This window comes from Azohydromonas aeria (genome assembly GCF_009760915.1).
Taxonomy (GTDB): Bacteria; Pseudomonadota; Gammaproteobacteria; order Burkholderiales; family Burkholderiaceae_C; genus Azohydromonas; species Azohydromonas aeria.
The window spans coordinates 235315-261007 of record NZ_VIDQ01000002.1 but is presented as its reverse complement, the minus strand read 5'-3'; the positions used below and the strand labels follow the sequence as shown (position 1 = coordinate 261007).

Sequence of the window (25693 nt, the reverse complement as noted above, 5' to 3'; positions counted from 1 at the left end):
CCTTGATCTGGTCCGAGTGCTGTCCCCGGCACGCTGATGAACAACGGGGGAAGGGGGTGGTGCGTCCGCCACCTGCAAAAAGCTCCTGTGTCTTGGCTGATCTACCTCATTGCTGGCCCAGCCTGGCCCTCAACCTCACCAACGGCACCGCCTCAGCGCCTTGGTGAAACATCCGGGCTAGACGGGCGAGCGAGCGTTCCAGATTCCGCTGGTGGCGCCCGCGCCGCAGCGGCTGCCTGAGATCCTCTCGCGCGAGGAGTTGCAGCGGGTGTTCGCCGCGGCGTGCCATCTCAAGGCGCGTACCTTCCTGATGGTGGGCTACGGTACGGGGCTGCGCGTGTCCGAGCTGTGCCGCCTGTGCGTGCCGACATCGACAGCGCGGCCGACCGGCTGCGCATCCGCGTCGTGCAGGGCAAGGGCGGCAAGGACCGATACGTGCCGCTGGCGGCGGACGTGCTGGAGGTGCTGCGGGCTTGGTGGCGCCAAGCCCGTCCCCGGCAGTGGCTCTTCACGGCAGCCAGCGACACCTCCCAGGCGCTGGAGCGCCGGGTGGGCCAGCGTTGGTACTACACGGCCTGCACGCGCGCGGGCATCACCAAGCATGGCGGCATCCACACGCTGCGCCACTGCTGCGCGACGCACCTGCCGGAAGCGGGAGTAGATCTGCACATATGTGCTGCCCCCGTACGACGGGAGGGCGGTTCAAGTCGGCCGGGTGTTGCCATGACTGTGTTGCTGCCTGCCAATCCGATAGTCAATTGAAAAATCCTCGCGGCCCCATTTGCACTGTCTCGGCGCGTGAATTCACCAGCGATGCTGAAGCCGTTCGGGCGCTGGAGATGACTTATCCCCCGTAAGAGCCAGTCCAGGGATTTTGAACTTATTGTCCCCTTCGAGGAGCGATCCGCCTTCAGAGGGATGGCATTGGCACACCAGTGCGCCGATATTCCCGTCACTCGCTGCCTTTCGTGAGATCGAAATTCTCCAGAAGGACTTGGATCACTGAAAGTTGCGCCCATGGAGTGCGGCGCCTGGATCTGTGCCGGAGTCGCAGTCGTGCCCGTGGCGCAGGAAGAAGGTTTTGAACCTGCATACGGTGCATTGCAACGGAGCCCTGTCGAGTCCTTCTGGCGACGCCAGCTTCACCCGCTGTCCCAAGTTGGCAATACCGCTGTCATGACTTTTGACATCAAGGAGGAAAGCTCGAATACCACCACCCATATCCCGTGTGCACACGATCCCATGGGCGCGTCCAACAGCGTCGCCCGTTCATACATGCCTGTGCATTTCCCATGCACGACCTCGTCAGGAAGCTCCATGGAAACTACCCAGCAAACGACCGCCGAAACTACACATGACGCCGTCGTGGCGTCGCGAGCCCAGCGCCATGGCAAGGACCAGCGCTATTTCGACCTGATGGCCTATATCGTCTCGAACACCATCTCGGGCGAGATCATGGCGGTAGAAAACTACTCAGAGATGGTGCCGCTGCTGCCCAACACCGACGCCAAGATCGACACCGTCAAGCAGGCGGTTGAGGAGTCCAAGCACATCAAGATGCTTGCGAGCCTGGGCAAGCGGCTCGACTACAACGTCAAGACCGAGATCGTCGAGCCGCAGTGGCGCAACATCCGCCATCATTTCTCCACGGCGGTCAAGAAGAAGAATCTGGCGTCGTGCCTGATCATTCAAGATCTGATGACGGAGACGATGGCCATCGTCCTGTACAAGACGCTGCAGCGGGACACCGACCCCGACACGGCGCAGGTCGCCAAGCTGATCCTCGCCGACGAGATCGAGCACCTGGGCATCGGCGTGCAGCGCATCAAGGAAATGCTTGACGAGGACGCCGACAACGTCCACGACAGTCTGGTCTGGGCGCACCACCGTGTCATGCCCGAGCTCTTCAGCATGATCAGTACCAGCTGCCACTCGCTGTGCGGCGAACTGCAGGTCAACTGCGCCGGCATCGGCCTGGACAGCATCGCTACCGACATCGAGGCGCTGCGCGTGGACGCGCTCGACGCCTACATGGAAACGCTGGACCTGGTCGGCTTCGACACCAAGGTCACGATGCCGCTGATCGCCAGCATGTCGAGCTACGGTGTGCAGCCCCAGGCCGACCTGCGCCTACGCAGCGACGTCGCGCCGAGCTGCAGTTCCTCCGGGTCGAGCTGCAGTACTTCGGCTGCGCCGAACTGCGGCAGCACTCCCAGCCGCTGCTGCTGAACGCCTCCCCTGGCTGACACGGAGGCCACGCCATGAACGGTGTGCAGGCGGTACTCGAATTCATCGTCTACGAGGGAACGCTGCTGGCGCTGCTGTTCTACGGCGTGGCCCTGGCCGTCACGCTGCTGCAGCAAGGCATCGGACGCAAGCTCAACGACGCGCTGGGGCGGACGTCGCTGGAAACCGGCGCGGTGCTCGCTGCCACGGCGGGCGCGGTCACGCCGTTCTGCTCGTGCTCCACGGTGCCGGTCCTCTCAGGGATGCTCAGGTCCCGGGTGCGCTTCGGCGTCTGCTTCACCTTCCTGATCGCCTCGCCCGTGATCAATGAAGGCGTGCTGCTGGTGCTGCTGCGGCAGTACTCGGTGTCCACCGCCGTGGTGTTCCTGCTGGTGGCATCGATGCTGTCGGTGGCCTTCGGACTGCTCGTGGATCGGGCCGGCATGGCGCGCTACGTGCGCCTGGAGGCGCAGCCTGACGTCGACGGCGCGACGCGGATCGACTCGGCGACCGTGTCCCGCGTGCCCTGGCCGTCGCGACTTCGCTTTGCCTCGATGGCGGCCTGGGGCGAGTTGCGTGCATCGGCGCCGTACCTGGCCGTGGGCATCGCTATCGGCGCACTGATCTTCGGCTACGTGCCGCAGGACGCCATCGTGGCGCTGCAGCAGCGGTATCCGGGCATCGTGCTGATTTTCGTGCTGGCCCTGGTGGGCGTGCCGTTCTACGTCAACTCGACGATGGTCGTGCCCATCGCGCTGGCCCTGCTGGAAAAGGGGCTGTCCATCGGACCGGTGACCGCGTTCCTGGTTTCTTCGGCTGGCACCAGCATCCCCGAGATGATCATGCTGTCCCGGCTGTTCAAGGCGCCCCTCCTCGTGTCCCACGTCGTGACGATCGTTGCCTCGGCGACCGTCATCGGTATCGCGCTGGAGTGGGCAGCGCACTTCCTCTGACCACTGGAGAATTGACATGCGAAACCCCCTCTCGATGCTGTGCTGGCTGCTGCCCGGATGCGGCACTGGCACCGGCACCAAGTCCTACGATGCCGAGTCCGTGCGCGCCCTGCTTGACAAGGACAACATCGGCATCCTGTCCGCGTCGTGCTGCGATGCCACGTCATCGCCGCGCGACGAGGAGCTCAAGGCCAACTTGCTGCAGGCGATGCAGCAAGCAGAGATCGAGCGCGCGGTGGTGTGCCAGACCATCACGGCAGCTCAGCGCCACCTGCGCGAGCTATCGACCAGCGCCGACGGCCCTCAGAAGCAGCTCATCGCCAACGTGACCACGCTGTTCCAGTCGCACGGCCTGGGCATCTTCCCGTTGCTGATCATCAACGGCCGCGTCGCCTTCTACGGAGGCGTGCCCAGCGTCGAGCAGATCCGCCAGCGCCTACAGCGCCAACCCCTGACCTCCCTGGGAGCCTGAACATGAGCCGGACCCTGCGCAGCGAGCCGTTCTCGGCCTCGCGGATCCTTGTCACCGGAGCCACCGGCTATGTCGGTGCCCTCATCGTCGCGTCGCTGCTGCGCGACACCAACGCCCGCATCGTCTGCCTCACGCGTGCCGCGCACGATCGCACCGCGCTGCTGGCGCCGATCAAGGAGGAGTGGGAAACACAGGCGCGCTACCGCTGGTCGGCCGCCGTTGACGCGCGCATCGAGCAGGTGGTGCTGCCCAACGACCTGGCCGACGTGCCCAACTTGGCCGCTCGGCTTGAAGGTGTGGACGAGATCGTCCACTGCGCGGGCTGCCTGGACTATTACGACGTGGCCAAGCTGCAGGCGGTGAACGTCTTCTACACGGCGCACCTGCTGGTGCTGGCCAAGCATCTGAAGGTCAAGCGCTTCGTCTACGTGTCCACGGCGTACAGCTCGGGCTACCAGGACCAGCCTACGCCCGAGGATCTGCTGACCGAGCCGCAGGGCGATCCCACGCAGTACACCCGCACCAAGCGCGAGGCCGAGCGCCTGGTGGCCACGAGCCATGTTCCCTTCGTCGTCATCCGGCCCTCCATCCTCATCGGCACCAGCGACACGGGCCGCTACAGCGGCAAGCGCTATGGGCTGTACCAGCAGTGGATGGGGCTGGAGCGTCTGGCCTGCGACCGCTACCACGAGGAGTTCCACACGGTAGCGCCGCGCATGCCGCTCAACGTGCTGCACCAGGACTCGTTCTGCGAAGCCTTCAAGGCGGCCTACCGGTGGATCCCGCATGGCGCATTCATGAACTTGGTGTCCGATCCGCACTGCTCGCCGTCGATGCGCGACCTGTGGGACATGTGGTTCGAGGTCACGCGCCCGGCGCGCGTGTACTACTACCCGACCATCGACGACGTGCCGATGAAGTCGATTCACATGCGCCAGCGCGCCTACCTGACCTTCGCGCAGGTCAACCTGGAGATTGCCTCGCACCACTGGCAGTTCGAGACGGGATGGATCCAGCAGCTGCGCGACAACGGGCTGCGTTTCATCGATACCACCATTGATACGGTACGCATCTGCCAGGACCGCTTCGTGCGCTCTTCGGACCAGATGCAGAAGTACTTCTCGGAGCATGCGCACCGCTTTTCGCAGGCGGCGCGCTGCATCGACATCGACCCGGCGCAGCTGCAGCAACAGCCGGCCATCGCCACTGCCTGAAGAAGGTCATTACCATGAAACCACTCTCCAGCCTCCTCCTGGTTTGCGCGATGGCGACGGCCGCGCTGGCTATGGCACCGGCCGCAATGGCCGACTCCATCGCCGACAAGGTCAAGCAAGCCGGCGTCGTGCGCATCGGCACGGGCAACGACACGCCTCCCATGAACTTCATCGACGACAAGGGCCGCTGGACCGGCTTTGATGTCGAGCTCGGCGACGAGATCGCCAAGCGGCTCGGCGTCAAGGTGGAGCGCGTGGCAGTAAACAACAAGACGCGCATTGCCTTCTTGGCCAACGGCCAGATCGACATGGCCATCTCCAACATCAGCCGCACGCTGGGCCGAGAGGAGCAGGTGGACTTCGTCGATCCGCCGTACCTGTGGACGTCGAAGGTCTTCTATGCCAAGAAGGGCAAGTTCAAGTCGCTGGCAGACCTCGCAGGCAAGCGCATCGGCGTCAACCAGGGCTCCAACGCGTTCACCGCGGCTCCGGCCGAACTGGCCAAGCACAGCAAGGCGGCGCCGCAGATGGTTGCGTTCCAGAAGAATGCGGAAGTGTTCCTCGCTCTCAAGCAGGGGAAGATCGATGCTTTCACCCAGGACAGCCCGATCATCGCGGCCGTGGCTGGCGAGGAAGGGACGGACTACGAAGCCGTGGGCGGCGGCTACTCGCCCGGGCTGTATTCGGTCGGCGTGCCGCAAAACGACAGCAAGTGGCGGCTGAAGGTCAGCATGGCCCTGCAGTCGATGCTCAAGGACGGCAGCTACGAGCAGCTTTACCAGTCCTGGTTCGGCCCCAAGGGCAAGTACCCGCTGCCGCTCAACGCCCGCCCGCGCCTGCCGGCCGAGGTGTTTGGCGAGAACGCGCCCATGGTCTGGCCCGAATAGGTGCAAGAGGGCCACCACAACAAAGTGTCCTCGGCAACCTTTCTGGGAGAACACCATGATCGACTGCAGTTGCGTATTCAAGCGCCTTGCCGGGCGTGACGTGCTCGCCGGCGTGGACCTCCACGTCATGCGCGGTGAGGCACTGGTACTGTGCGGGCCCAGCGGAACGGGCAAGACCACCCTGCTGCGGGCCATCAACGGGCTGGAGCCCATTGACCGGGGCAGCATCACGGTGGGCGGTCACAGCGTGTGGCCCAGCCGCCTGGGCGCCCGCGCCCTGCGGGGCAGGGTCGGAATGCTTTTCCAGCATTTCAACCTGTTCGAGCACCTGAGCGTGCTGGACAACATCTGCCTAGCGCCGCGTCAGGTTCTGGGCCTCACCCGGGGCGAGGCCGAGAAGCGCGCGTGCAGTCTGCTGGCCGATCTGGGCGTGGCCGACAAGGCGAATCACCATCCCTTGCAGCTCTCCGGCGGCGAGAAGCAGCGCGTGGCGCTGGCGCGTTGCCTGGCGATGGAGCCCGGCGTGATGCTGCTGGACGAGCCCACGTCAGCGCTCGATCCCGCCCGGACCCACCAAGTCGCCGCGCTCGTGGAGCGCCTCAAGAAAGGCAACGTGGCCACCGTGATCGTCACGCACGACCGCAGCTTTGCCTACAGCGTGGCCGACCGCATGGTGTCGCTCGAATCGGGACGCCTGGTCGATCTTGAACAGGAGACGTCGTGCTGCGCGTCGCGCACGACGGCGCCTGCCACTGCGCTGCTCCAGGCCGCCTGAGGAGTTGCAGATGTTGCGCTACGAGTTTGACTGGGGGCTGCTGCTGCAGCCGCAGTTCCTGGAGCTGGTGCGAGACGGTCTGGTGCGCACTCTTGCCCTGGCCCTTGCCTCGGGACTGTTGTCCTTCGTCCTCGGCGCGGTGCTTGCACTGGCCCGGCTCTCGGCAGTTGCGCCGCTGCGCATCACAGCCAACGGTCTCGCCGAACTCGTTCGCAACCTGCCGGGTCTGTTCTGGATACTCTTCTTCTACTTCGTGCTGCCGGAACTGCTACCCGCGCCCATCGGCCGTGCGCTGCACGAGTGGCCGACCTACGCCTTCGTGGCCGGCGTCCTCGGTCTCTCGCTGGACAACGGGGCTTACCTGTCGGACATCCTGCGCAACGGCATGGCCCGGATTTCACAGGGACAACGCGACGCGGCGGCCAGTTGCGGGATGTCGCGCTGGCAGGAGTGCATCTGGATCCTGTGCCCGCAGTCGCTGCGCACAATGATGCCGGCCATCTCCAACCGGATGGTGCATAACTTCAAGAACACGTCGCTGTGCGTGGCGATAGCGCTGCCCGAGCTGACATGGGCCACTCAGCAGATCGAGTCGATCACGTTCAGGGGACTGGAGGTGACTGCCGTGTCCACGCTGACCTATGCGCTGGGCTCACTGGCCATTGCCTTCGCGTTGTCTCGAATCTTCCGCCAGCGCGGTGCGGTGTCCCCGGACCACATCGAGGAGGCCTGCCATGGCCGGCGCTGACTTCACCCAGCTGCAGTGGCTGCTCCTGGGCTCTTTCCGGCAAGGCATGCTGGGCGGCCTGGCGCTGAACCTGGCGGTGGCTTGCGTCGCATTCGCCGCGAGCTTCGTGCTGGGCCACCTGCTGGCCCTGGGCCGTACGAGCAGCACGCGCTGGCTGCGCTGGCCCTGCATCGCCTATGTCGAAGCCGTGCGCTCGGTGCCGCTGCTGATCGTCCTGTTCTGGTTCTACTTCTCGCTGCCCATTCTCTTTGCCACCACACCCTCGCCGGTGCTTTCGGCAGTGCTGGCGCTCACGGCCTATGCCTCGGCCTACCAGGCGGAGAACATCCGCGCCGGCATCAACGCGGTGGCACCGGGTGATGTCGAGGCCGCACGCTCCCTGGGCCTGTCACGCTGGACGATCCTGCTGCGCATCGTGCTGGCCCAGGCACACCGCCGGATGCTGCCCACGCATGCGAGCTACTTCACGTCGCTCTTCAAGGACAGCTCGGCCTTGTACATCGTGGGCCTGGTCGAGGTCATGCAGGCAGGGCTCATCGTCGCCGAGCGGCATCCGGGTCGCATGCTGCAGGTCTACCTGACCGTCGGCGCGCTGTTCTTCACCGTCTGCTGGACGGCGTCGCGGGCCGCCCGCCTCATCGAGGCCCGCATGGAATCCCCGAAGGTGCCCCCAGCACCTGTTTGCCAACCGCTCCCACTCCAGGAGAACCACCATGCACATGCGTGATCAGGCCGAGCGTCACTTCGGTGTCCACATCGACTTCACCGGCGGCTTCAAGTTCAAGTCGCAGGCCTACGAGGGCGATGTCCTGCATGGCGCGTCCGTCCTCACCGACGAGCCCGACCCGGTGGGTACCAACGCCGGCCCGTCCACGCCGGCGATGCTGGCCATGGCGGTGGGCCACTGCCTCTCGGCCAGTCTGGTGGAGACGCTACGCCACGCCGGCATCCACGTCCAGGGACTATCTACCGAGGCGATTGCCGTGGTGGCCCTCAACGAGGAAGGGCTGCCCCGGATCAGCCGCATCGACGTGACGATCCGTCCGGTGGTGGACAAGGAGTCGGGCAACATCAAGCGTTGCGTGGACGTGTTCGAGCGATACTGCACGGTCTGCCAGTCCATCCGGCCCGCCATCCCGGTGCACGTCGAGGTGTCGCATGTCGTGCGCCAGCAGGAGGCGGTGTGACGATCCGCCTCTTGTCGAGGGAGCACGCCATGTCGAATCCGGCATCCGCTGTCGTCTCTGTCACCGGGCTGTCCAAGGCCTACTTCCAGGGCGGGCAGAACGTGCCGGTGCTCGATGGCCTGGAGCTCTCGGTCCGGGACGGGGAGACGGTCGCGATCCTGGGCGTGTCGGGCACCGGCAAGTCCACGCTGCTCAACGTCCTCAGCGGCATCGACGCGCCGGACAGCGGCAGCGTCGTCATCGATGGCCAGGACATCGCACGGCTCGATGCCGCAGGCCTGGCGCGCTACCGGCGCGAGAAGGTCGGCTTCGTCTTCCAGTTCTACAACCTGCTGCCCACCCTGACCGCGGCTGAGAACGTGATGACGGGCTGGGAGGCCGCAGGCAAACCCGCCCGCAAAGGGGAGCATGCCGCGATGGAGATCCTGGACGCGCTGGGCCTGCAGCACAAGGCCGACCGCTTTCCCGAGCAGCTCTCCGGCGGCGAGCAGCAGCGCGTGGCGATCGCGCGCGCGCTGGTCAAGCGCCCGGCGCTGTTGCTGGCCGATGAGCCCACCGGCAACCTCGACCCCAAGACGGCCGACGCCACGACGGCACTGCTGCTGGCGCAGGCCAGGGCCTTCGCCCGCGCGTTGATCATCGTCACGCACAACCCTGGTCTTGCCCGCCACACCGACCGAACACTGGTGCTGCGTGACGGCCGGCTCGTGCCGGCCGAGCATGCTGCCGACGTCACGCGGGGGATGGTCGCATGAACTCGCGCCAGCTCTTCACAGCGCTGCGCCGCTCGGCCTGGAAAATGAAGGGCCGGCTGCTAGCGGCGGGGCTGATCATGGGTAGCGCACTGGCCATGTTCGTCGGCGTCTACAGCGCCATCGACAGCCTATTCGACTCGCGCGCTGCCTGGTACCGAGAGCTCAACGTCGCGGACCTCGAACTGCGCATCGTGCCCGAGGACACCATCAACATCCCCTCGCTGCAGGGTCTCGACGGCGTCGCTTCAGTCGAGCAGCGGCTGGTGCTGCCGGGCAACATCGATATCCCCTCGGGCACCAAGCTCTACGCGCTGATGATGGCCACGCAAGGTGTGCCGGCAATCAACCGGCTGCGCATCGAGGAAGGCCGCAACATCGACCCGGCCGACCCGTCCTCGGTGGTGATCGAGCGCTCGATGGCCCAGCACCATGGCTACAAGGTGGGCGACCGTTTCCGTCTCAACATCGGCAAGGATCACTACGACCTCACGGTGCGCGGCATCGCAACCTCGCCCGAGTTCCTGATCGACAGCGCCAACCCCAACTTCTTCCTGCCCAGCAAGGGCTCGCTGGGCGTCGTGTACGTGCCTTATGCGCTGGTGCAGCCGCGCCTGGGCTACCAGCTCGTCAACAGCCTGCTCGTGGACGTGAAGGACGGCGCTGATGTGAGCGCCGTCGAGCAGAAGGTCAGCGCCGCGCTGGGACGCAAGGTAACCATCGACGAAAGCCTGCCGCTGGCGCGCCAGTTCGGCCACCTGTACCTGGAGCTCGACCTGGGCGCCTTCCGCATCTTCGTGCCCGCCATCGTGCTGATCTTCGTCGTCACGGCGCTGGTCATCACGGTGTTCCTGATGGTGCAGTGGATCACGGAGAAGAAGGCCGAGATTGGCGTGATGATGGCGCTGGGCTACGACACGCGGCACATCATGCTGGCGTTTGCCATGCCGGTACTGCTGATCGCCGCCATCGCACTGGTGTCAGGCACCTTGCTGAGTTTCGTGATGCTCTACGGTTTCGGCACCGACTACGCCAAGGCCTTGGGACTGCCAATGCCTATGCTGTCGCTACGCATCGTTCCCGTGATGGAGGGCTACGTCGGCATGCTTGCCATCCTGGCTGCGGCAACGCTGCTGCCCCTGCGCAGCATCATGCGGCTCACGCCGCGCGAGGCGGTGCGCGGCAATACCCAAGACACGCAGGCCGTATCGGGCCGGGCCAGCCGCAAGCTTGGCGGCTCGGTGGCGTGGCGCTATGCCCTGCGCAACCTAGAGCGGGGCAAGGCACTGGCGCTGATGTCCACCGTCGCGGTGGCACTGTCTCTTGGCGCAGCGCTGTCGTACTTCATCTCGCTCACGTCCTTCGAGCAAAGCATCGTCAAGCGCTTCGCGGCCGACGACTGGGATGTGGCGGTGGACTTCCTGGCGCCCATGTGGCGCGACGAGTTGCAGAGCCTGGAGTCCGCACCCGGTGTGGCGCGCAGCGATCCCTACCTGCGCGGCCCCGTGAAGGTGCAGCACGGCCAAGCCGTGGAGCCCTCGTTCCTGCTCGGCGTCGATCCTGCCACCCCGGTGCGCAGCCTGCGCATCATTGAGGGACGCGCGCTGCGCAAGGACGACCGCGGCGTCATCGCCCTGGAGCGCAAGACGGCGGCCACGCTGGGCCTCAAGGTCGGTGACCAGGTCGAGGTGCTTGTGCGCGACAAAGCCTGGCCGGTACAGGTGGTCGGTGTGTTCTCCGGAGTGATGCCGGGCGAGTCCTACGCGCCGCTGGCGGACGCACAGGAGTGGTTCGACATGGCTGACCAGGTTACGGGCACGTTTCTCAAGGCGCAGCCTCAGTTGCAGCCGGACCAGCTGTACCGGTTCGACCGTGTTGGCCGGGTTACGTCCAAGAGCCGCCTGATCCAGGAATTTGTCGATCACCTCAAGGAGATCGCAGGCATCGTCTACCTGGCATTCGGCTTCAGCCTGGCGGTGGCCGTGCTGTTCCTCTTTGCGACCACCGCCTATGGGGTACTGCGGCGGCTGGGCGAGTACTCGACGCTGCGCACCATCGGCTTTGCCGACCGCACCGTACTTGCCATGATCGTGCTGGAGGTCGCGCTGATCGGTGCGGCGGGCGCAGCGCTGGCCGTCGCGGTGGGGGTGGGCATCTCCCACGCGCTCAACAGCGTGCTCAGCCAGGCCTGGTTCCAGGTCGATACGACCGTGACGGTCTCAAACCTGCTGGTCGTGCTGTTGCCTGCATTGGCATTGTTCCCGCTTACGGCGCTGCCGCCGTTTCGCATCATCGTGCGCGCCGGCATGGTGCCGACGCTGCGCAGGAGGGCATTCGGATGAAGTACCGACACTGGATCGCGGCTGCGTTGACCCTTGCATCGGCAACCATGACGACCGTGTCTTTCGGGGCTGACGGAACAAGTGTCATCAAGGAATCCGAGCACCGTATCAAGAGCAGCACCGAGAAGACCGTCTACAAGATGGACCTGATCGACGCCGAGGGGAAGACGACGCAATCGCGCGACATCGAGCTCTACTACAAGAAGCAAGGCGGGGTCGAGTCGACGCTGTTCAAGTTCACGGCCCCGCCGGTCGTTCAGGGCACCGGGCTGCTCATCGTGGACGAGGCCAAACCCGTCAACGACATCTGGATGTACCTGCCCGCTACCCGCCGCATCCGCCGCATCGCCGGGGCGGAGAAGTCAAACTGGTTCATGGGCACGGAGTTCACCCACGAGGACTTCGAGGACTACAAGAGCAACGCCTATAGTTTCCAGCTCGACAAGGAGGGCGAAGCCTGCGGCGCCGAGCAGCAGTGCTTCGTCATCACAGCCACGGCCAGCGCCGCTGCCGAGAAGGATGCCTCGGGCTATTCGCGCAAGGTGTACTGGATCGAGAGGGAGACGATGTACCCGGTGCGCATCGACTACTACGACAAGGCGGGTGCGCAAGCCAAGCGGCTGGACGTGCGCAAGCTGGTCAAGGTGGGCAACTACTGGCGGCCGCAGGTGTACGAGATGCGCAACCTGGCCAACGGGCGCATGACGCGCCTGACGGCGCTGTCGCGGGAGGTCGATTCCTCGCTCGACGATCATTTCGTGTCCCAGCGGTACCTGCGCGCCGAATGAACTGCATGGCAGGGTTTGTCGGCAGCTGGCTGCTGTGGGCAGCATGTCTGGCGGCGAACGCCGCTGACGTGCAGTGGCAAGGCAAGGCCACTGCGCTGGGCGGCGTGCCGGTTGCCGACGGCGATGGCAACTCCTTCAGAATGACGTTGCAGCCCGGGCTGAAGTGGCAGCTCTCCAACGCGCTCTCACTCAAGGCGGAAGTGCGACTGCGTGCGTTGCTGCAGCAGCACGAGCGGCGCAACGACGCGGAGATGCGCGAGCTGACCGTGGCTTGGCGCAGCGGAGACGCCACCCTGACACTGGGTGCCCAGCAGCTCAACTGGGGCAGGATGGACATCCTTAGAGTAACGGACATCGTCAACCCGGTGGACCAGCACGACCTGTTCTACGAGGAAATGCCAGAAGCCAAGCTGGCGCTGTGGATGGCCAACGCCGAGTGGCAGCTGGGATCGGGCTCCTTGCAACTGGTGCTGGCCCCGCATGTGCCTGTAGATCGCCTTCCCCGACGCTTCGAAGGCTTCCCAGTGCGGGTGCGCGAACCTGCCGACTCGCCGCGCAACGCGACCTATGCCGTGCGCTACGGCTTCGAGGCCGCAGGCTGGAACGCCGATGTACTGGCCATCCGGGGCTGGCAATCGCTGCCGTCGCTGCATCCTGTCCTGGGCCCGCAGGGCGTGGCCTTGCAAGGCGTGCCGACCAGACAGGACAGCGTCGGGTTCTCCGCGGACAAACCGCTGGGCACGACGGTGCTGCGCCTGGAAGGCTTGTACGCGCGTACCAGCAACGCGGGCGAGCTGTTGTCCAACGATGCTCACCGACGCACCCTCTCACTGGGCGCCGGGTTGGACGTGCGCAGCGGCCCGTGGTTCGTGGCCGGACAGCTTATCGGCGCCCGCGTGGTGGACGGCGCCAGCGGCGGCGATGATGAGCGAGACCAGCTGTTCGCCAGCCTTATCGTGCAGCGCAAGTGGCTGCAGGATCGGCTCTCTGGGCGCGCCTTGCACATTCGCGAAACGGCTCATGGCTCATCATGGTCATCGCTGCAGCTCTCGTACGAGCTGTCACCCCATCAGATCCTGCTCCTGCAAGGCGACTGGTTCCAAGGGCCGTCCGGGGCAACCTTTGGAGCTTTCAGCGGCAGAAGCCGCATCGCAGCATCCATGCGCTGGCAGTATTGAGTGAAGCGCCATCAACCCGAGCCGGCCCAACTGCCACCGTCGGCAAGGAATCCGTCGGGGCTAACAAAAGCGTCCGGAGAACCGGGGGAAGCCCAGTTTGCTCCGGCCACTTCCAAGTGCACCCGGCGCAGACTCTCAACCACCAGCGACGCTTCCTTCTCTGTGAGCTTGCCGTGCGTCAAGAGTGTTTGCGCCACAGGTCGGCCGCTGTCCTTGCCAACCAGCTCCCCTTGCCGCAAGGTCAGGGACTTGCGAACGAAGTCAGCGGCCGTTCCATGGCATGCGGCGCACCGCTGCGCGAACAGCGCCGGTGTGGTGACTTGCTCCGTGAGCATCGCCATCACAGGAGCCACCAGTTCGTCAGCTAGGTAATGCTGGTGCAGGAATCGCTCCAGGTCGGTGCCATGGTGCAGGTCTGCCAGGCGCCCGTCGCGCAGTTGCAGGAAGCGACGTGAAAAAGCGCCCGAGTGCCCATGGCAGTCCTGGCAGCGCTGTTCCCAGTAAAGGTGCAGGTCTCTGTCGTTTGGAGCTGCTCGGACCGGCCCGCTGAGCAGCAGCGAAGCGACAAGGATGGCCAGCTTGAGCAGAAAGGGATGAGGTTGCTGGTCTAGCCATGCACCAGTGACGACACCGCGCTGGCGCCAGCCTACGGTACGGCAGAACTTGGTGAACATGGCTGTCATGGCTGCCGCGATAACGGGACCACCGTTAGCAAACATAAAAAGTTGCGGACTCTACCATGTGGCTACGAAAAACAGGAGCCACAACAAGCAACTGCACGCTGTTCAAAGGTTGTAGCCGTGCCTCGCAGGGTCCACACCAGAGGGAGTTGGCCCTACTTCTTGAAGCCTGCGCAGGCATCACGGCGCGGTTTCGGCAGCGGCCTGGCGCCGCGCTCCTTGGCGCGTGCAGCCATCTCCTCGTGGTGCTTGTCCATGTAGGCCTTGCATTCCTCGTAGCTCTTGAAGCCTTGCATGCGCTCGCGGTGATCCTTGCGCTCAGCCTCGCTCATCATGGACCAGCCGGGTGTGTAGTCGCGGCCCCAGTGGCCCTGGGGACCACCGTGCGTCGGCCCGCTGCCCTGCCTGGGCATGCTGGCCGCACTGGCAGGCGGGCCGGGCTGGCTCCAGGAAGGAAGGCCGGCACTGGCGAGCATGGTTGCGATGAGGGCTGCGTACAGGTTGCGCATGACGCTCTCTCCAAGGTCACTCCACGCGATGCATGGTGGTGCAAGTGCGCTTGCCGAATTTGCGTTGCGTCAAGCAACCGATCGCCTCCCTCAGCGCTTCAGCGGACAACCAGCACCGGTGTCTTTGTCGAAGCCAGCACCTTCTGTACCACTGAGCCCAGCACAGCCTCACCCGCGGCGCCACGCCCGTGGCTGCCCATGACCACCAGGTCGAACTTGTCCGAGCTGGCCAGACGGGCAATTTCCCGCGCCGGCGGGCAGACCTTGTGCACGAAAGTGGGCTCGATGCCGTGCCGCTTGAGGAAGGTGCGCACCGGGCGCAGCACGCGCTCGGCATCGCTGGCGTAGTAATCCTCGACGCGGTCCGCATCCGCCAGGGCCGCCGCGCGGTGCGGTACGGGCGGCACGGCGTGAAAGATCGTCCATGCCTGCCCCTGGCCACACCAGCGCTCGTGCGACACCAGGTAAGCCAGCATGCGCTTGCTGCAGTCGCTGTCGTCCACGGCAATCAGCATCCTCACGTCGAAGTCTCCTCGTTCATGACCCATCAGGTCCCCGCGGCGCATGACTGCGGCACCGCCGCCGACACCGCTCACCGGATGAGCGTTCATCGCCGGTTCAGGTCACGCGGCGCACCATGCAATTGCCGCTGCATCGAGGCACTGTTGCCGACATGCCGGCAGGAGGCTTGTCACATGAACCCGGATCTCAAGAACTTTGTCAGCTCGCTCGCGCACGTACTGCTGCCCGTTGCCCTTGCCGTGGCGACCACCGCTTTCATCTCCATTCCCATGGCGCTTGGGCATGTTTTAGCCGACCCAGCGGTTGCGCGCGTACCCGCCGATGGACACGTCAGCTGACTCCCGCTCGCGGACGATTGCAACCCTACTCATCCGCGCTGGGCTTGGGCGAAGCCGCCATGGTGGTCCGGCCCCAGCCAGCGCCGAGCCAGCTCGAACGGCACGGCCATCGTCAGTCCTGCCACCACGCAGCACAGCCAAGTGTGTAGCGGCAAAGCCGCAAAGCCGAACAGTGACGCTATGGCAGGCACGCCGGTGGCAACGAACAGTGCCGTGATCGTGGCGGCGATGACGAGGCGGCTCACGGGCGCCAGGCCCGTGAATAGCTGCGACCAGCGGCGGCTGCCGGTGCGGCTGGGCAAGATCAGCGCGGCATTGGCCGCCACCAGCGCCGTGAAAGTCGCCGCGGGTGCCAGCGGTGCCAGCGTGGCGCTGGCGTGCATCCACGCGTACAGTCCCATGACCAGCGCCGTGGCAAGCGCTCCCTGCAGCAGTGACTGCAGCACCGAGGCCAAGGGCAGCAGCGACTCGGCACGCTGGCGCGGTGGCTGGCCCATCAGATCGTCGCCCCCCTCCTCCGCCTCGAACACCAGCGAGCACGCCGGGTCGATCACCAGTTCCAGGAAGGCGATTGTGCATGGGCGCCAGCACCACGGGCAGGCCGAGCATCACCGGCAGCAGCGCCAGGCCAACGATGGGCACGTGCACGGCCACCGTGTAGGTCAGCGCCCGGCGCAGGTTGACGTAGGTGCGCCGCCCGCGCTGGATGGCCGTGACGATGGAGGCGAAGTCGTCCTGCAGCAGCACCAGCGACGCCGCCTCGCGCGCCACGTCGGTGCCACGCTGGCCCATGGCGATGCCGATGTGCGCGGCCTTGAGCGCCGGAGCATCGTTGACGCCGTCGCCCGTCATTGCCACCACCTCGCCACGCGCCTTGAGCGCCTCGACCAGCGCCAGCTTCTGCCGCGGACGCATGCGCGCGAACACGCTGGCCTCACCCGCCACGCGCGCCAGCGCCTCGGCATCGAGCGCCTCCAGATCCTCGCCGGTGATGACCCGGCCAGCGTCCAGCCCGGCTTGGCGGGCGATGGCCTGGGCGGTGCGGGGATGGTCGCCCGTGATCATCAGCACCCGGATGCCGGCGCGGCGGCAGGTCGCCACGGCCTGCGGCACTTCGGAGCGCAGCGGATCGGCCAGGGCCAGCAGTCCCAGCCATTCGAAGTCGAAGTCGTGCTGTGCCGCCGGCCAGTCACGCTGCGCCGGGTGGCGCGCCCTGGCCACGGCCAGCACGCGCAGGCCCTGGTCGGCCAGCGCGGCCGCCTCGGTCCGGACCTTCTCCAGTGCGGGCGTGTCCAGGTGGCACAGCTCCGCGATGGCCTCCGGCGCGCCCTTGGCCGCGACCGTGTCGTCGCCACGGCCGTGCTCGCGCCACAGGTGGCTCATGGCCAGCAGGTCCGGCGCCAGCTCGTACTCGCGCGCCAGCGCCCAGGACGGATGCAGGTGCTCGGTGCCCGCGAGCTGCGCCGCGGCCAGGCGGTGAAAGGCCTGCTCCATCGGGTCGTGCGGCTCGATCTCGCTGGCCAGCACCGCGAACTCCAGCAGCTCGTGGAAGGCCTCGGGCAACGCGGCGTCGCGCATGCCACGCACGTCGAGCGTCTTCCCGTTCGCCGACACCGCGGCCACGGCCATGCGGTTGAGCGTAAGGGTGCCGGTCTTGTCCACGGCCAGCACGGTGGTCTGGCCCAGCGTCTCGATGGCATTGAGCCGCCGCGTGAGCACCTGCTGCGCGGCCAGGCGCCGCGCGGCCAGCGCCAGGAACACGATCATGATGACCGGGAACTCCTGCGGCAGCACGCCCATCGCCAGCGTGATGCCGGCCAGCAGCGCCTGCAGGGCGCCACCGCGCAGCAGCCAGAACAGCGCCACCTGTAGCGCGCACAGTGCCAAGCCCACGGCCAGCAGCCGCCGCGTCAACCGCGCCACATCGTCGCGCAGCGGCGAGGCTTGCAGCCCGATGTCCTGCAGCGAGGCGCCGATGCGGCCCAGCTCGGTGTGCCTTCCGGTGGCCTCGACGCGCATCGCGCCCTGGCCGCTGACCACCAGCGTGCCGGCAAACACCCGTTCGCCCGCGGCCGGCTTGGGCACCGGCTCAGACTCGCCGGTGAGCAGTGACTCGTCGGCGGCCAACTCGTGCACCTGCAGCAGCACGCCGTCGGCCGGGATGCGGTCGCCCTCGGCCAGCAGCAGCAGGTCGCCACGCACCACCTCGCGCCCGGGGATGCGCAGCGCCTCACCGCCGCGCAGGGCCAGCGCCCGCGGGCTGGAGAGGTCGCGCAGCGCATCCAGCGCACGGTCGGTGCGGCGCTCCTGCAGCACCGTCACGGCCATGATGACGACCACGAAGCCCAGCAGCACCAGCGCCTCGCGCACGTCGCCCATGACGGCGTAGATGCCGCCGGCTCCCAGGAGCAACAAGAACATCGGCTCGCGCACGACCTCGCCCACGATGCCTGCCAGCCCACGGCGCTGGCTGGTGCCCAGCTCGTTGGCGCCGTCCCGGCGCAGCCGCTCGGCGGCTTCGCCGGGCGTCAGGCCGGTGGAGGTGTCGTTGGGCATGTGTGCTTGGGCCAGGCCGTGTGCCGGTGCAACGCCACAGCATAAGCACAAGCGCCCATCGTGGGCCCGCTGCGCAGCGTCAGTGCTCCATCGGTACGAAATCCTGCTTGCCAATGTTGCAATGGAGACAGCGCCAGTTCTCAGGAACTTGCGCCCAGGGTGTCCCGGCCGGAATGCCGTGCTCCGGCAGACCAGCTACCTCGTCGTAAACCAGCCCGCACACGGGACAGACGTAGACCTTCATGTCGACTCCTTGGCAGTGACGGCTTGCAGGGTTGGGAGGGGTCAGCCGTCGCCGTCGTGCGACTGTCCCGAGAACGCCGAGCCGGCCGCCGGCAGCAGCCCGTTGGGCGAGAGCTGCCATTGCCACGCACCGAAGGCCAGCACCGTCAGCAGCAGCACGGCAGCCAGCCAGCGCCGGTCCTTGCGCACGAGGTCGGGCCCCGCGCCGGCAACACGGCCGGTGAGCATGGGCAGCGCCAGGTTGCGGCGTCGCACCAGACTCAGCACGGCGAGCAGCGCCAGGTGGCCCAGCACCAGGGCCAGGAACGCGTTGGCGAAGAACTCGTGCAGCTCCTCCAGCCATTCGCCACCCCAGTCGCTGTAGGTCGCGTAGCCGCTCAGGGACAGCGGGATGACCAGCAGCAGCATCGCGGCCAGCGCGCCGGCCAGGAGCAGGTTCTGGCCCTGGCTCCAGTTGACGCGCGTGCTGGAGCCACTGCCCAGGGTACCGCGCAGCCACGCCGGCGCGCCGGCGACCCGGCGCCACAGCAGCGACAGCCGCGCGTGGCGCGGGCCGACCACCCCGTACACCAGGCGAAAGCCCAGCAGCCCGGCCATCGTGTAGCCCAGCGTCACGTGCAGCGCGCGCCAGTGCTCGGAGTCTCCGGTGAGCCAGCCCAGTGCGAAGCTCAGGGCGAAGAGCGCGTGGAACATGCGCGTCGGGGCGTCCATGACGCGCCGGCCAGGGGCTGCCGGTCTCGCCGCCACGCCCGGGGCGGCCAGTGAATCGATGTGTGCCATGAGTGCTCCTATGGAAAGGTCAGTCGTCCCAGGCGCGGCGGTAGCGCGCATCGAGCCCGGCCGGAAAACGCAAGCTCCGCTCGCTGAAGCTGCCGCGCTCGGCGCCGCTGTGGCAGGCGGCGCAGTTGGCAGCACTTTTGACGCTGGCGTGGCTCCAGACGGCGGCATCGATGCTGCGGTGCTCGCGCTTGAACCACGCCGCCTGGGTGATGCGGTCCTGCGGCGGCGCCTCGCTCACGCGCTTGTAGGTACCGGCATTGGCCTGCAGCCAAGCGGCGAGTTGCCGGACCGTGGCCTCGTCGAGCGCCGCGTCGGTGCCGAAATGCCTCTCCAGCCCGGTCATGAGCCGCTGCCACGACGCGGACGGCAGCAGGCCGGGTGGGTAGGCGGTGTGGCAGGCGCCGCACTCCTGCGTGTAGGCCTTGGGAACGCCGGCCGGCATGAGCTGTTTCTCGCCGGCCCGGGCGGGCAATACGGCCGCCAGAGACAGAAGGCCGGCAGCCATCCAGGCCGCCAGCGGCCACGGGCCGAGCGTTGAAGGAGTCGATGTGTGCATGAAGCTGCTCCAGGCGGTGGGGTAAAGAGGTCAGCGCTTGAGGCTGATGAGGTAGGCCAGCACGTCGGCCTTTTCCGCGGCGGAGCATTCGCGCTGCGCCACGTCCTTGCAATTGCGACGCAGCCACTTATCCACCCGGGCGGTATCGGTGAAGGCCTGCGGGTTGAAGGCCGGTGCCAGCGGCTCGATGGCCTTGCCGGTGGCGGCATGCTTGCCGGCCCCCGTCGGCGGGCTGCCGTGGCAGGACGCGCACGACCACTCGGCGCCATGGCGGCTGGTGAAGAAGATGCGTCCGCGCTCGGCCTGGCCCGCGGCGCCAGCCTGCGTGCTGAAGCGTTCGAGCTGCTGCGCCGGCGTGGTGTCGCCAGCCTGCGCGGCCAGGGCGGCCGCGGCCAGGGCCGTCGCCAATGGCATGGTGCGCAAATGCTTGATCCAGGTCAGCGCGGGTTTCATCGCGGGCTCCTCGGTGGGTCGGGATGGCGGGTGTTGGAGGCATTCTTGGAAAGCCCGCTTGAACGAAACCTGAACCAGCCGTTCATCTGCCGTTCAGCCAAGGCGCCCGAGACTGGTTGCATGAAGTGCCCGCGCTGCCCACGCCCAATCGCGCCCCGACGCCATGCCGGCTGCTCCCCGGCCCGGACTTGCCTGCGGGGGCTGCTGCTGGCATGCGCGGCGTGGCTGGCCGCGCCGCCGACCCATGCGGAGGACGGCGACCACGAGCGTGCCCGGGCGGCCGTGCGCGCGGGCGAGGTGCTGCCTCTGGCCGAGCTGCTGAGCCGGCTGCAGCCGGCGTGGCCGGGCCAGGTGCTGGAGCTGGAGCTTGAGCGCGAGGACGGGCGCTGGATCTACGAGATCAAGCTGCTGCAGCCGGGTGGCCAGGTGGTGAAGCTCGACGTCGATGCCCTCACCGCCGCCGTGCTCAAGCAGCGGCGCAAGGGAGAACGCCGGGACGACGCACCGCCGCGCTGAGCGCCGCCATGGAGAGGAGCGAGGACCGATGAAGATCCTGCTGGTTGAGGACGAACCCACGCTGCGGGCCCAGCTGCGCGCCGGGCTGCAGGAGGCCGGCTATGCCGTGGACGAGGCCGACAACGGACGTGATGCCCAGCACCTGGGCGAAACAGAGTCTTTCGACGCGGTCGTGCTCGACCTGGGGCTGCCCGTGATTGACGGGTTGACGGTGCTACAGCGCTGGCGCGCCGCCGGCCGGACCTTGCCCGTGCTCATCCTCACCGCGCGCGACAGCTGGCACGAGAAGGTGGCCGGCATCGATGCCGGCGCCGACGACTACCTAGCCAAGCCCTTTCACATGGAGGAGCTGCTGGCGCGCGTGCGTGCCCTCATCCGCCGCGCGCAGGGGCTGGCGTCTTCACTGTTGCACTGCGGCGCGCTGTCCCTGGACACGCGCAGCGGCCGCGTCACCGTCGCGGGCCAGCCGGTGAGCCTGACGTCCCACGAGTACCGGCTGCTGGCCTACCTGATGCACCGCCCGGGCCAGGTGGTGTCGCGGGCCGAGCTCACTGAGCACCTGTACGCGCAGGCCTTCGACCGCGACTCCAACACCATCGAGGTCTTCATCGGCCGGCTGCGCCGCAAGCTGCCGCCAGACGCGATCGAAACCGTGCGCGGCCTGGGCTACCGGCTGGTGGCCGCAGCGTGATGCGGTGCCCGGCGCTGCTGCGCTCGTTGCGCTGGCGGCTGCTGGCGGCCACCTGCGTGGCGGTGTTGGCGGCCGTCGTGATGGCCGGCGCGGTGCTGTCCGGGCTGTTTCGCGAGCACGTCACGCGCCAGTTCGCCGCCACGCTGACGGCCGAGCTCGACCAGGTCACGGCCCGCTTCGAGATGGATGCCGCGGGAAGTCCCCGGCTGGATCCGGCCGGCCTGAGCGACCCGCGCTGGACGCGGCCGTACTCCGGGCTGTACTGGCAGGTGGACCGGATGGGCGGCGCCACGCCGCGGCGCGGCGTGCTGCGCTCGCGCTCGCTGTGGGATGCCGAGCTGCAGGCGCCGGCTGACCAGCCGCCCGATGGGCAGGTGCACGTGCACGAGGTGGTCGGCCCGGGCGGCGCGGCGCTGCTGCTCGTCGAGCGCACGGTGCGCGTCGCGGCCGACGGCCCTGCCGCATGGCGGCTGCTGGTCGCGGCGGACCGCCACGAGACGGCCGAGGCCGTTGAGCGCTTCAACGGCGTGCTGGCCTGGTCGCTGGCGGCGCTGCTGGGGCTGCTGCTGCTGGCCGCGGCCACGCAGGTGTCCATCGGGCTGGCGCCTCTGCAGGCGCTGCAGCAGGCGCTGGCCGCCGTCAGGGAAGGTCGCCGACCGCGCCTGCAGGGCCGCTTCCCGTTGGAAGTGCAGCCGCTGGCGGACGACTTCAACGGCGTGCTGGAGCGCAATGCCGAGGTCGTGGCCCGCGCCCGCACGCAGGCGGGCAACCTGGCGCACGCCCTCAAGACCCCGCTGGCCGCGATGGCGCAGGCGGCGGACTCCGCGCAGCGGCATCCGGACGAGCTTGCCGCGCTGCCGGCCCTGGTGGCGGAGCAGGTCGAGATTGCGCGGCGTCACGTCCACTGGCACCTGGCCCGATCGCGTGCCGCCGCGGCGCAGGGCGTGCCGGGCATGCGCGCCGAGGTCGCCCCCGTCGTGACCGGGCTGGTACGAGTGATGTCGCGGGTGCATGGCGAGCGCGGCCTGCGCATCGAGGCCCAGGCCGTGCCGCCCGGACTGGCTTTCGCCGGCGAAGTCCAGGACCTGCAGGAGATGCTGGGCAACCTGCTGGACAATGCCTGCAAGTGGGCGCGCAGCGTGATCCGCATCTCGGCCCTGCCCGAGCAGGGCGGCGGCGCACCGCGGCTGCGGGTGCTTATCGAGGACGACGGGCCTGGCATTGCCGCCGACCAGCGCGAGCGGGCCCTCGCGCGCGGCGGCCGGCTGGATGAGGCTACTCCGGGCAGCGGTCTGGGACTGGCCATCGTGCGCGAGCTGGCCGACCTCTACGGCGGCCAGCTGTCGCTCACTCGCGCCAAGTCAGGCGGGCTTGCAGTGGAGCTGATGCTGCCCATGGCCTCAGCGTGAAGTGGCCTGCCGTGTCGGCAGAAGGGAGCAAGGCGTTGAACGCGTCCAGCGGCGGCTTCACGGTAGACGCCTTGGTGCTCCGGCAGACCAGCGGCAGCCGCCCTCCTCAAGGCTGCACCGTGCTCAGGAACACGTCTCCAGCGTCTCCAGCGGCCGGGCGGGACTGCACGAAGATGGCCTTGAAGCCGCCCGCAGCGTCGGCAGCCAGCCCCATGTAGTCGCCCAGGAAGAAGCCCCGCGCCACCGGCGCCTGGCGCATGTCCAAGAACTGCGGCGTGATGCGCTGCTCGCTGCCGCTCCAGTGCTCGGGCTGTGTGCAGTCATGGTCAGGTGCGGGCCTGCAGCTCACCAGGAAGTAGTCGGTGGGCAGCGTGGCCGGGTCGGGTGTGTTGTGACGGAAGTCGTAATAGCTCACGCCAATGGTTCCGTCCGTGGCCACACGCACCGAGGCCGTGAAGGCTTGGCGATTGCCTTCAAGCACCGTCTCCGGTGTCTGGTTGATTTGGATCGGTGTGGACCAGGTCAGCCCGCCGTCGGTCGAGCGCGAGAAGGCGATCTGGTCGTAGCGCATGCTGTTGAAGCTGGCGTCCTGCCAAACGGCATAGACATGACCCCAGCCGGTGGTGTCCGGGCGCCGGTTAACGGCCACCTGCGGAATGATGTCGCCGGTGCGCACGGCCGACACGGTGCCGGGAAGCGCATCCGGGTCCACCACGCTGGAGGCGCGCACCTGCGACATCGGCTGCATCCTCGGCCCGCGCAGCGCCGGGCCGCGAGTCCAGGTCGCGCCCTTGTCGAAGGAGCGCACCAGCGCCAAGTTGGAGTCGAACTGCGCGCCGTGGTTGCTGTTCTTGAAGTTCAGGATCTCGTTGAACACGTTGAGCAGCGTGCCGTCGCGCAGCACCACGATCTGGTTGCCGATAGTCTGGTTGTTGGCGCCCGGGTCGTAGATCTTGCGGGCGGGCTCCCAAGTGGCGCCGCCGTCGGTGGTGCGCGTGAAAGTGGCCGGGCCCTTGAAGCCCAGGCCGATGGCGTTCTCAGGATTGATCACCGAGCCCAGTGGCGCCTGCAGCCGGCCCCATACGGCATAGACGTAGCGGCTGTCCTCGGGGTCAGCGGTAATGGTGTTCTTGTCGTTGAGGAAACGCGGGTTGTCGTCGCGGATCAGCGTCACCGGCGGCCCCCAGCTCTGCCCCCTGTCAGTGGACTTGCTCACCAGCATGGCGTTCTTGCCGTTGCCGCCGCTGCGGTTGGGCGGCGTGGTGATGTCCAGCGCCAGGCTCATGAAGTAGACGCTGCCGTCGGGCGAGAAGCTGACCCAGGGGTCGGTGGCGCGCTGGAACTCGCCCCCGGTGCACAGCGTGATGCCGGGGATGGCACCCACGGTCCACGTGGCGCCACCGTTGAGGGTGCTGGCGTAGCCCAGCGTGCGCGAACCGCCGTTGGACCAGCGGTCCTGCTGGAAGCCAGCCACGAAGTTGCCCTCGGAGCCGGCATGTGGGTTGGCGTCTACCCAGGGCTCGGCCTGGCTGCCGGGATAGTAGGTGCCGGGCTGGGTCGCGGCCGCATCGGCCGTGCAGCCAGGAATCACGCTGGGCCCGGCCACCACCGTCGGCACGCTGGCAGCAGCCCAGGCCAGCGACCCAGCCAGGAGGAGAAACGCGCCCGGCGCCACGGCAACGATGCTTCGCATGCTTGCTCTCCTTCACGCATCCGCCCGGCACACCGGCTCCGGCCAAGCGGCGCCCGGCGCGGGCAGGTGAGGCATCGTAGGCAACAGGGTCGGCACAACTACCCCGCGACGGGGGACAGTGGGAATCTTGAAATTTCGACGTCTGTTGCATGTGCTCAAGACGCCATCGCCCTGTCGCGGGTCGGCAAGCCAGCCGGTCAAACATGGACTATTTGGAGATCGAGCGAGCACTGGACAGGCGTCATGGCACAGCCGGCCGTGATGCGCCTACCCCGGTTCCTAAGCAGCATTTGCCCCGCCTGCACTGAAACCGGCCTTCTGCAGGGCGTGATCGCCTCCGCCTGCTCAACGTTGGGTTGATAACGCCAATTATCATTACCTTATAAAATCCGTTTGATATCGTCCGATGGCAGATCACCTCAAGCTCTTTCCAAGGCTGACAAGGACTTGAAAGCGCCACCCGCGGAGTCCTCTGGCCCGCTGCATCTTTACAGCGCAGCCGCTTGGCATGCGGATAAGCCGATTTGGCAGATGTCTCGCAGCCTGTCGCAATTGCACCCGCCCCACGGCGATCAGCGTCGGTTGAGCTCCTATCTAAGCCGAGGCGCCCATGCGGCGGCGAGTACCCAAGCCGGCTACAGGAGCCCATCTTTCTTCCCAGACCGGTAGGTGCCGCAGCGCCTACCCTGCACGGCGCCTGGGGAAAAACACCTCGATCCTTTCCGAGATGGGTTGCGGGCAGGTTCTCTTCTGAGGAAACCGTCCTTGCAGGACGCTTCAGCGTCTGCACGGTCCTGGCACGCGCGCCGAGTAGCTTTGGGCGTCCGTGCCAGCGCCACCTACGCGCCCTCCTCCGGCGCAACGCCGAGTCACTGCGGTGGCCCCGGGCCACCACTGCGGCTGGAGCATCACCAGAGCTTCACGGCGGTGAAGCCGAGACTGCTCAGTCGACAGCACTCCTTGATTGATGCCCTTTGCGGATTGTTTGCACGCTGTGAGCGGCAGCGGGAGAGATGCGGCCAGGCGCTGTCCTCGGGCTCAAGGCAGCAACCCGGGTTCAGCGGCGCGGGTGTGCAGGCGCTCACTCACGAAACGGCATTGGTGTTCCACGGGAGGTCAGTACCTCCAGTCAACCGGCGCGCGAGCAGCATCTCTGGGTTTGGCTACAAGCTCTTCAAGCTTGGCGTTAAGGTCAAGCACAGCAACTTGCCCTGCACCGCTTGGC

Annotated in this window: 26 protein-coding genes and 1 pseudogene; 17 read left to right on the top strand and 10 right to left on the bottom strand. The window is 67.2% G+C overall.

Translation table 11 applies throughout. The annotated features are described in order from the left end of the window. Positions 1–357 precede the first annotated feature (357 nt). From FJ694_RS02965 to FJ694_RS02900, 14 genes are all read left to right on the top strand, one after another. The gene (locus FJ694_RS02965) at positions 358–762 is read left to right on the top strand and encodes a tyrosine-type recombinase/integrase (protein WP_198320699.1); all 405 of its coding nucleotides are present in this window, start codon (positions 358–360) and stop codon (positions 760–762) included. A 555-nt stretch (positions 763–1317) separates the two neighbouring features. Further along, complete coding sequence (locus FJ694_RS02960) at positions 1318–2229, top strand: ferritin-like fold-containing protein (protein ID WP_157264190.1); 912 nt, start codon at positions 1318–1320, stop codon at positions 2227–2229. Positions 2230–2261: 32 nt separating this feature from the next. After that, on the top strand, positions 2262–3179 hold the full coding sequence (locus FJ694_RS02955; RefSeq protein ID WP_157264188.1) for a permease: 918 nt from the start codon (positions 2262–2264) through the stop codon (positions 3177–3179). A gap of 16 nt (positions 3180–3195) precedes the next feature. After that, the gene (locus FJ694_RS02950) at positions 3196–3651 is read left to right on the top strand and encodes a thioredoxin domain-containing protein (RefSeq protein WP_157264186.1); all 456 of its coding nucleotides are present in this window, start codon (positions 3196–3198) and stop codon (positions 3649–3651) included. Between the two features lie 2 nt (positions 3652–3653). Beyond that, positions 3654–4865, top strand: coding sequence for an SDR family oxidoreductase (locus FJ694_RS02945; RefSeq protein WP_157264184.1), 1212 nt, complete (start codon positions 3654–3656; stop codon positions 4863–4865). A 50-nt stretch (positions 4866–4915) separates the two neighbouring features. Beyond that, a complete protein-coding gene (locus tag FJ694_RS02940; RefSeq protein ID WP_157264182.1) occupies positions 4916–5752 on the top strand; it encodes a transporter substrate-binding domain-containing protein in 837 nt (278 codons plus the stop codon). Positions 5753–5807: 55 nt separating this feature from the next. Beyond that, complete coding sequence (locus tag FJ694_RS02935) at positions 5808–6527, top strand: amino acid ABC transporter ATP-binding protein (RefSeq protein WP_157264180.1); 720 nt, start codon at positions 5808–5810, stop codon at positions 6525–6527. 10 nt (positions 6528–6537) lie between these two features. Then, positions 6538–7275, top strand: a complete 738-nt coding sequence (locus tag FJ694_RS02930) for an amino acid ABC transporter permease (RefSeq protein ID WP_157264178.1) — start codon at positions 6538–6540, stop codon at positions 7273–7275. Beyond that, the gene (locus tag FJ694_RS02925; RefSeq protein WP_157264176.1) at positions 7262–8002 is read left to right on the top strand and encodes an amino acid ABC transporter permease; all 741 of its coding nucleotides are present in this window, start codon (positions 7262–7264) and stop codon (positions 8000–8002) included. Before FJ694_RS02930 ends, FJ694_RS02925 begins: the two co-directional genes overlap by 14 nt. Continuing rightward, positions 7989–8462 carry an OsmC family protein gene (locus tag FJ694_RS02920; RefSeq protein ID WP_157264174.1) on the top strand — a complete coding sequence of 158 codons (474 nt, stop codon included), beginning with the start codon at positions 7989–7991 and terminating at the stop codon, positions 8460–8462. Before FJ694_RS02925 ends, FJ694_RS02920 begins: the two co-directional genes overlap by 14 nt. Before the next feature lie 29 nt (positions 8463–8491). Further along, positions 8492–9217: an ABC transporter ATP-binding protein gene (locus FJ694_RS02915; protein ID WP_157264172.1), complete on the top strand. Its 726-nt coding sequence runs from the start codon at positions 8492–8494 to the stop codon at positions 9215–9217. Next, positions 9214–11556 carry an ABC transporter permease gene (locus FJ694_RS02910; protein ID WP_157264170.1) on the top strand — a complete coding sequence of 781 codons (2343 nt, stop codon included), beginning with the start codon at positions 9214–9216 and terminating at the stop codon, positions 11554–11556. The genes FJ694_RS02915 and FJ694_RS02910 overlap by 4 nt, the downstream gene beginning before the upstream one ends. A gap of 47 nt (positions 11557–11603) precedes the next feature. Beyond that, on the top strand, positions 11604–12344 hold the full coding sequence (locus tag FJ694_RS02905) for an outer membrane lipoprotein-sorting protein (protein ID WP_157264168.1): 741 nt from the start codon (positions 11604–11606) through the stop codon (positions 12342–12344). Further along, a complete protein-coding gene (locus FJ694_RS02900) occupies positions 12341–13522 on the top strand; it encodes a hypothetical protein (protein ID WP_157264166.1) in 1182 nt (393 codons plus the stop codon). Before FJ694_RS02905 ends, FJ694_RS02900 begins: the two co-directional genes overlap by 4 nt. 11 nt (positions 13523–13533) lie before the next feature. Here FJ694_RS02900 and FJ694_RS02895 read toward each other — a convergent pair whose 3' ends face one another. The 9 genes and pseudogenes from FJ694_RS02895 to FJ694_RS02855 form a co-directional block, all read right to left on the bottom strand. Continuing rightward, positions 13534–14196: a hypothetical protein gene (locus tag FJ694_RS02895; protein WP_157264164.1), complete on the bottom strand. Its 663-nt coding sequence runs from the start codon at positions 14194–14196 to the stop codon at positions 13534–13536. A gap of 161 nt (positions 14197–14357) precedes the next feature. Beyond that, positions 14358–14711 carry a hypothetical protein gene (locus tag FJ694_RS02890; protein WP_157264162.1) on the bottom strand — a complete coding sequence of 118 codons (354 nt, stop codon included), beginning with the start codon at positions 14709–14711 and terminating at the stop codon, positions 14358–14360. Positions 14712–14809: 98 nt separating this feature from the next. Then, positions 14810–15226 carry a universal stress protein gene (locus FJ694_RS02885; RefSeq protein WP_232539877.1) on the bottom strand — a complete coding sequence of 139 codons (417 nt, stop codon included), beginning with the start codon at positions 15224–15226 and terminating at the stop codon, positions 14810–14812. 374 nt (positions 15227–15600) lie between these two features. Then, entirely contained in the window at positions 15601–16101 is a 501-nt protein-coding gene (locus FJ694_RS37005; protein ID WP_232539876.1) for a cation transporting ATPase C-terminal domain-containing protein, read from the bottom strand. Between the two features lie 133 nt (positions 16102–16234). Next, positions 16235–18127, bottom strand: a pseudogene (locus FJ694_RS02875) (cation-translocating P-type ATPase); the annotation flags it as partial. 79 nt (positions 18128–18206) lie between these two features. After that, complete coding sequence (locus FJ694_RS02870) at positions 18207–18371, bottom strand: rubredoxin (protein ID WP_157264156.1); 165 nt, start codon at positions 18369–18371, stop codon at positions 18207–18209. Between the two features lie 41 nt (positions 18372–18412). Then, positions 18413–19150: a cytochrome b/b6 domain-containing protein gene (locus FJ694_RS02865; protein ID WP_157264154.1), complete on the bottom strand. Its 738-nt coding sequence runs from the start codon at positions 19148–19150 to the stop codon at positions 18413–18415. Positions 19151–19169: 19 nt separating this feature from the next. Beyond that, complete coding sequence (locus tag FJ694_RS02860) at positions 19170–19592, bottom strand: diheme cytochrome c (RefSeq protein ID WP_232539872.1); 423 nt, start codon at positions 19590–19592, stop codon at positions 19170–19172. Between the two features lie 144 nt (positions 19593–19736). Next, positions 19737–20159, bottom strand: a complete 423-nt coding sequence (locus FJ694_RS02855; protein ID WP_157264150.1) for a DUF1924 domain-containing protein — start codon at positions 20157–20159, stop codon at positions 19737–19739. A gap of 120 nt (positions 20160–20279) precedes the next feature. On the opposite strand from FJ694_RS02855, the gene FJ694_RS02850 reads away from it, so the two are divergent. The 3 genes from FJ694_RS02850 to FJ694_RS02840 are packed head-to-tail and all read left to right on the top strand — an operon-like array spanning position 20280 to position 22775. Next, entirely contained in the window at positions 20280–20675 is a 396-nt protein-coding gene (locus FJ694_RS02850; RefSeq protein WP_157264148.1) for a PepSY domain-containing protein, read from the top strand. A 28-nt stretch (positions 20676–20703) separates the two neighbouring features. Beyond that, on the top strand, positions 20704–21366 hold the full coding sequence (locus FJ694_RS02845; protein WP_157264146.1) for a response regulator: 663 nt from the start codon (positions 20704–20706) through the stop codon (positions 21364–21366). After that, positions 21366–22775, top strand: a complete 1410-nt coding sequence (locus FJ694_RS02840) for a sensor histidine kinase (RefSeq protein WP_157264276.1) — start codon at positions 21366–21368, stop codon at positions 22773–22775. Before FJ694_RS02845 ends, FJ694_RS02840 begins: the two co-directional genes overlap by 1 nt. Positions 22776–22881: 106 nt before the next feature. On the opposite strand, the gene FJ694_RS02835 is transcribed toward FJ694_RS02840, so the two are convergent. Beyond that, on the bottom strand, positions 22882–24468 hold the full coding sequence (locus tag FJ694_RS02835) for a sialidase family protein (protein ID WP_157264144.1): 1587 nt from the start codon (positions 24466–24468) through the stop codon (positions 22882–22884). Between the last annotated feature and the right edge of the window lie 1225 nt (positions 24469–25693).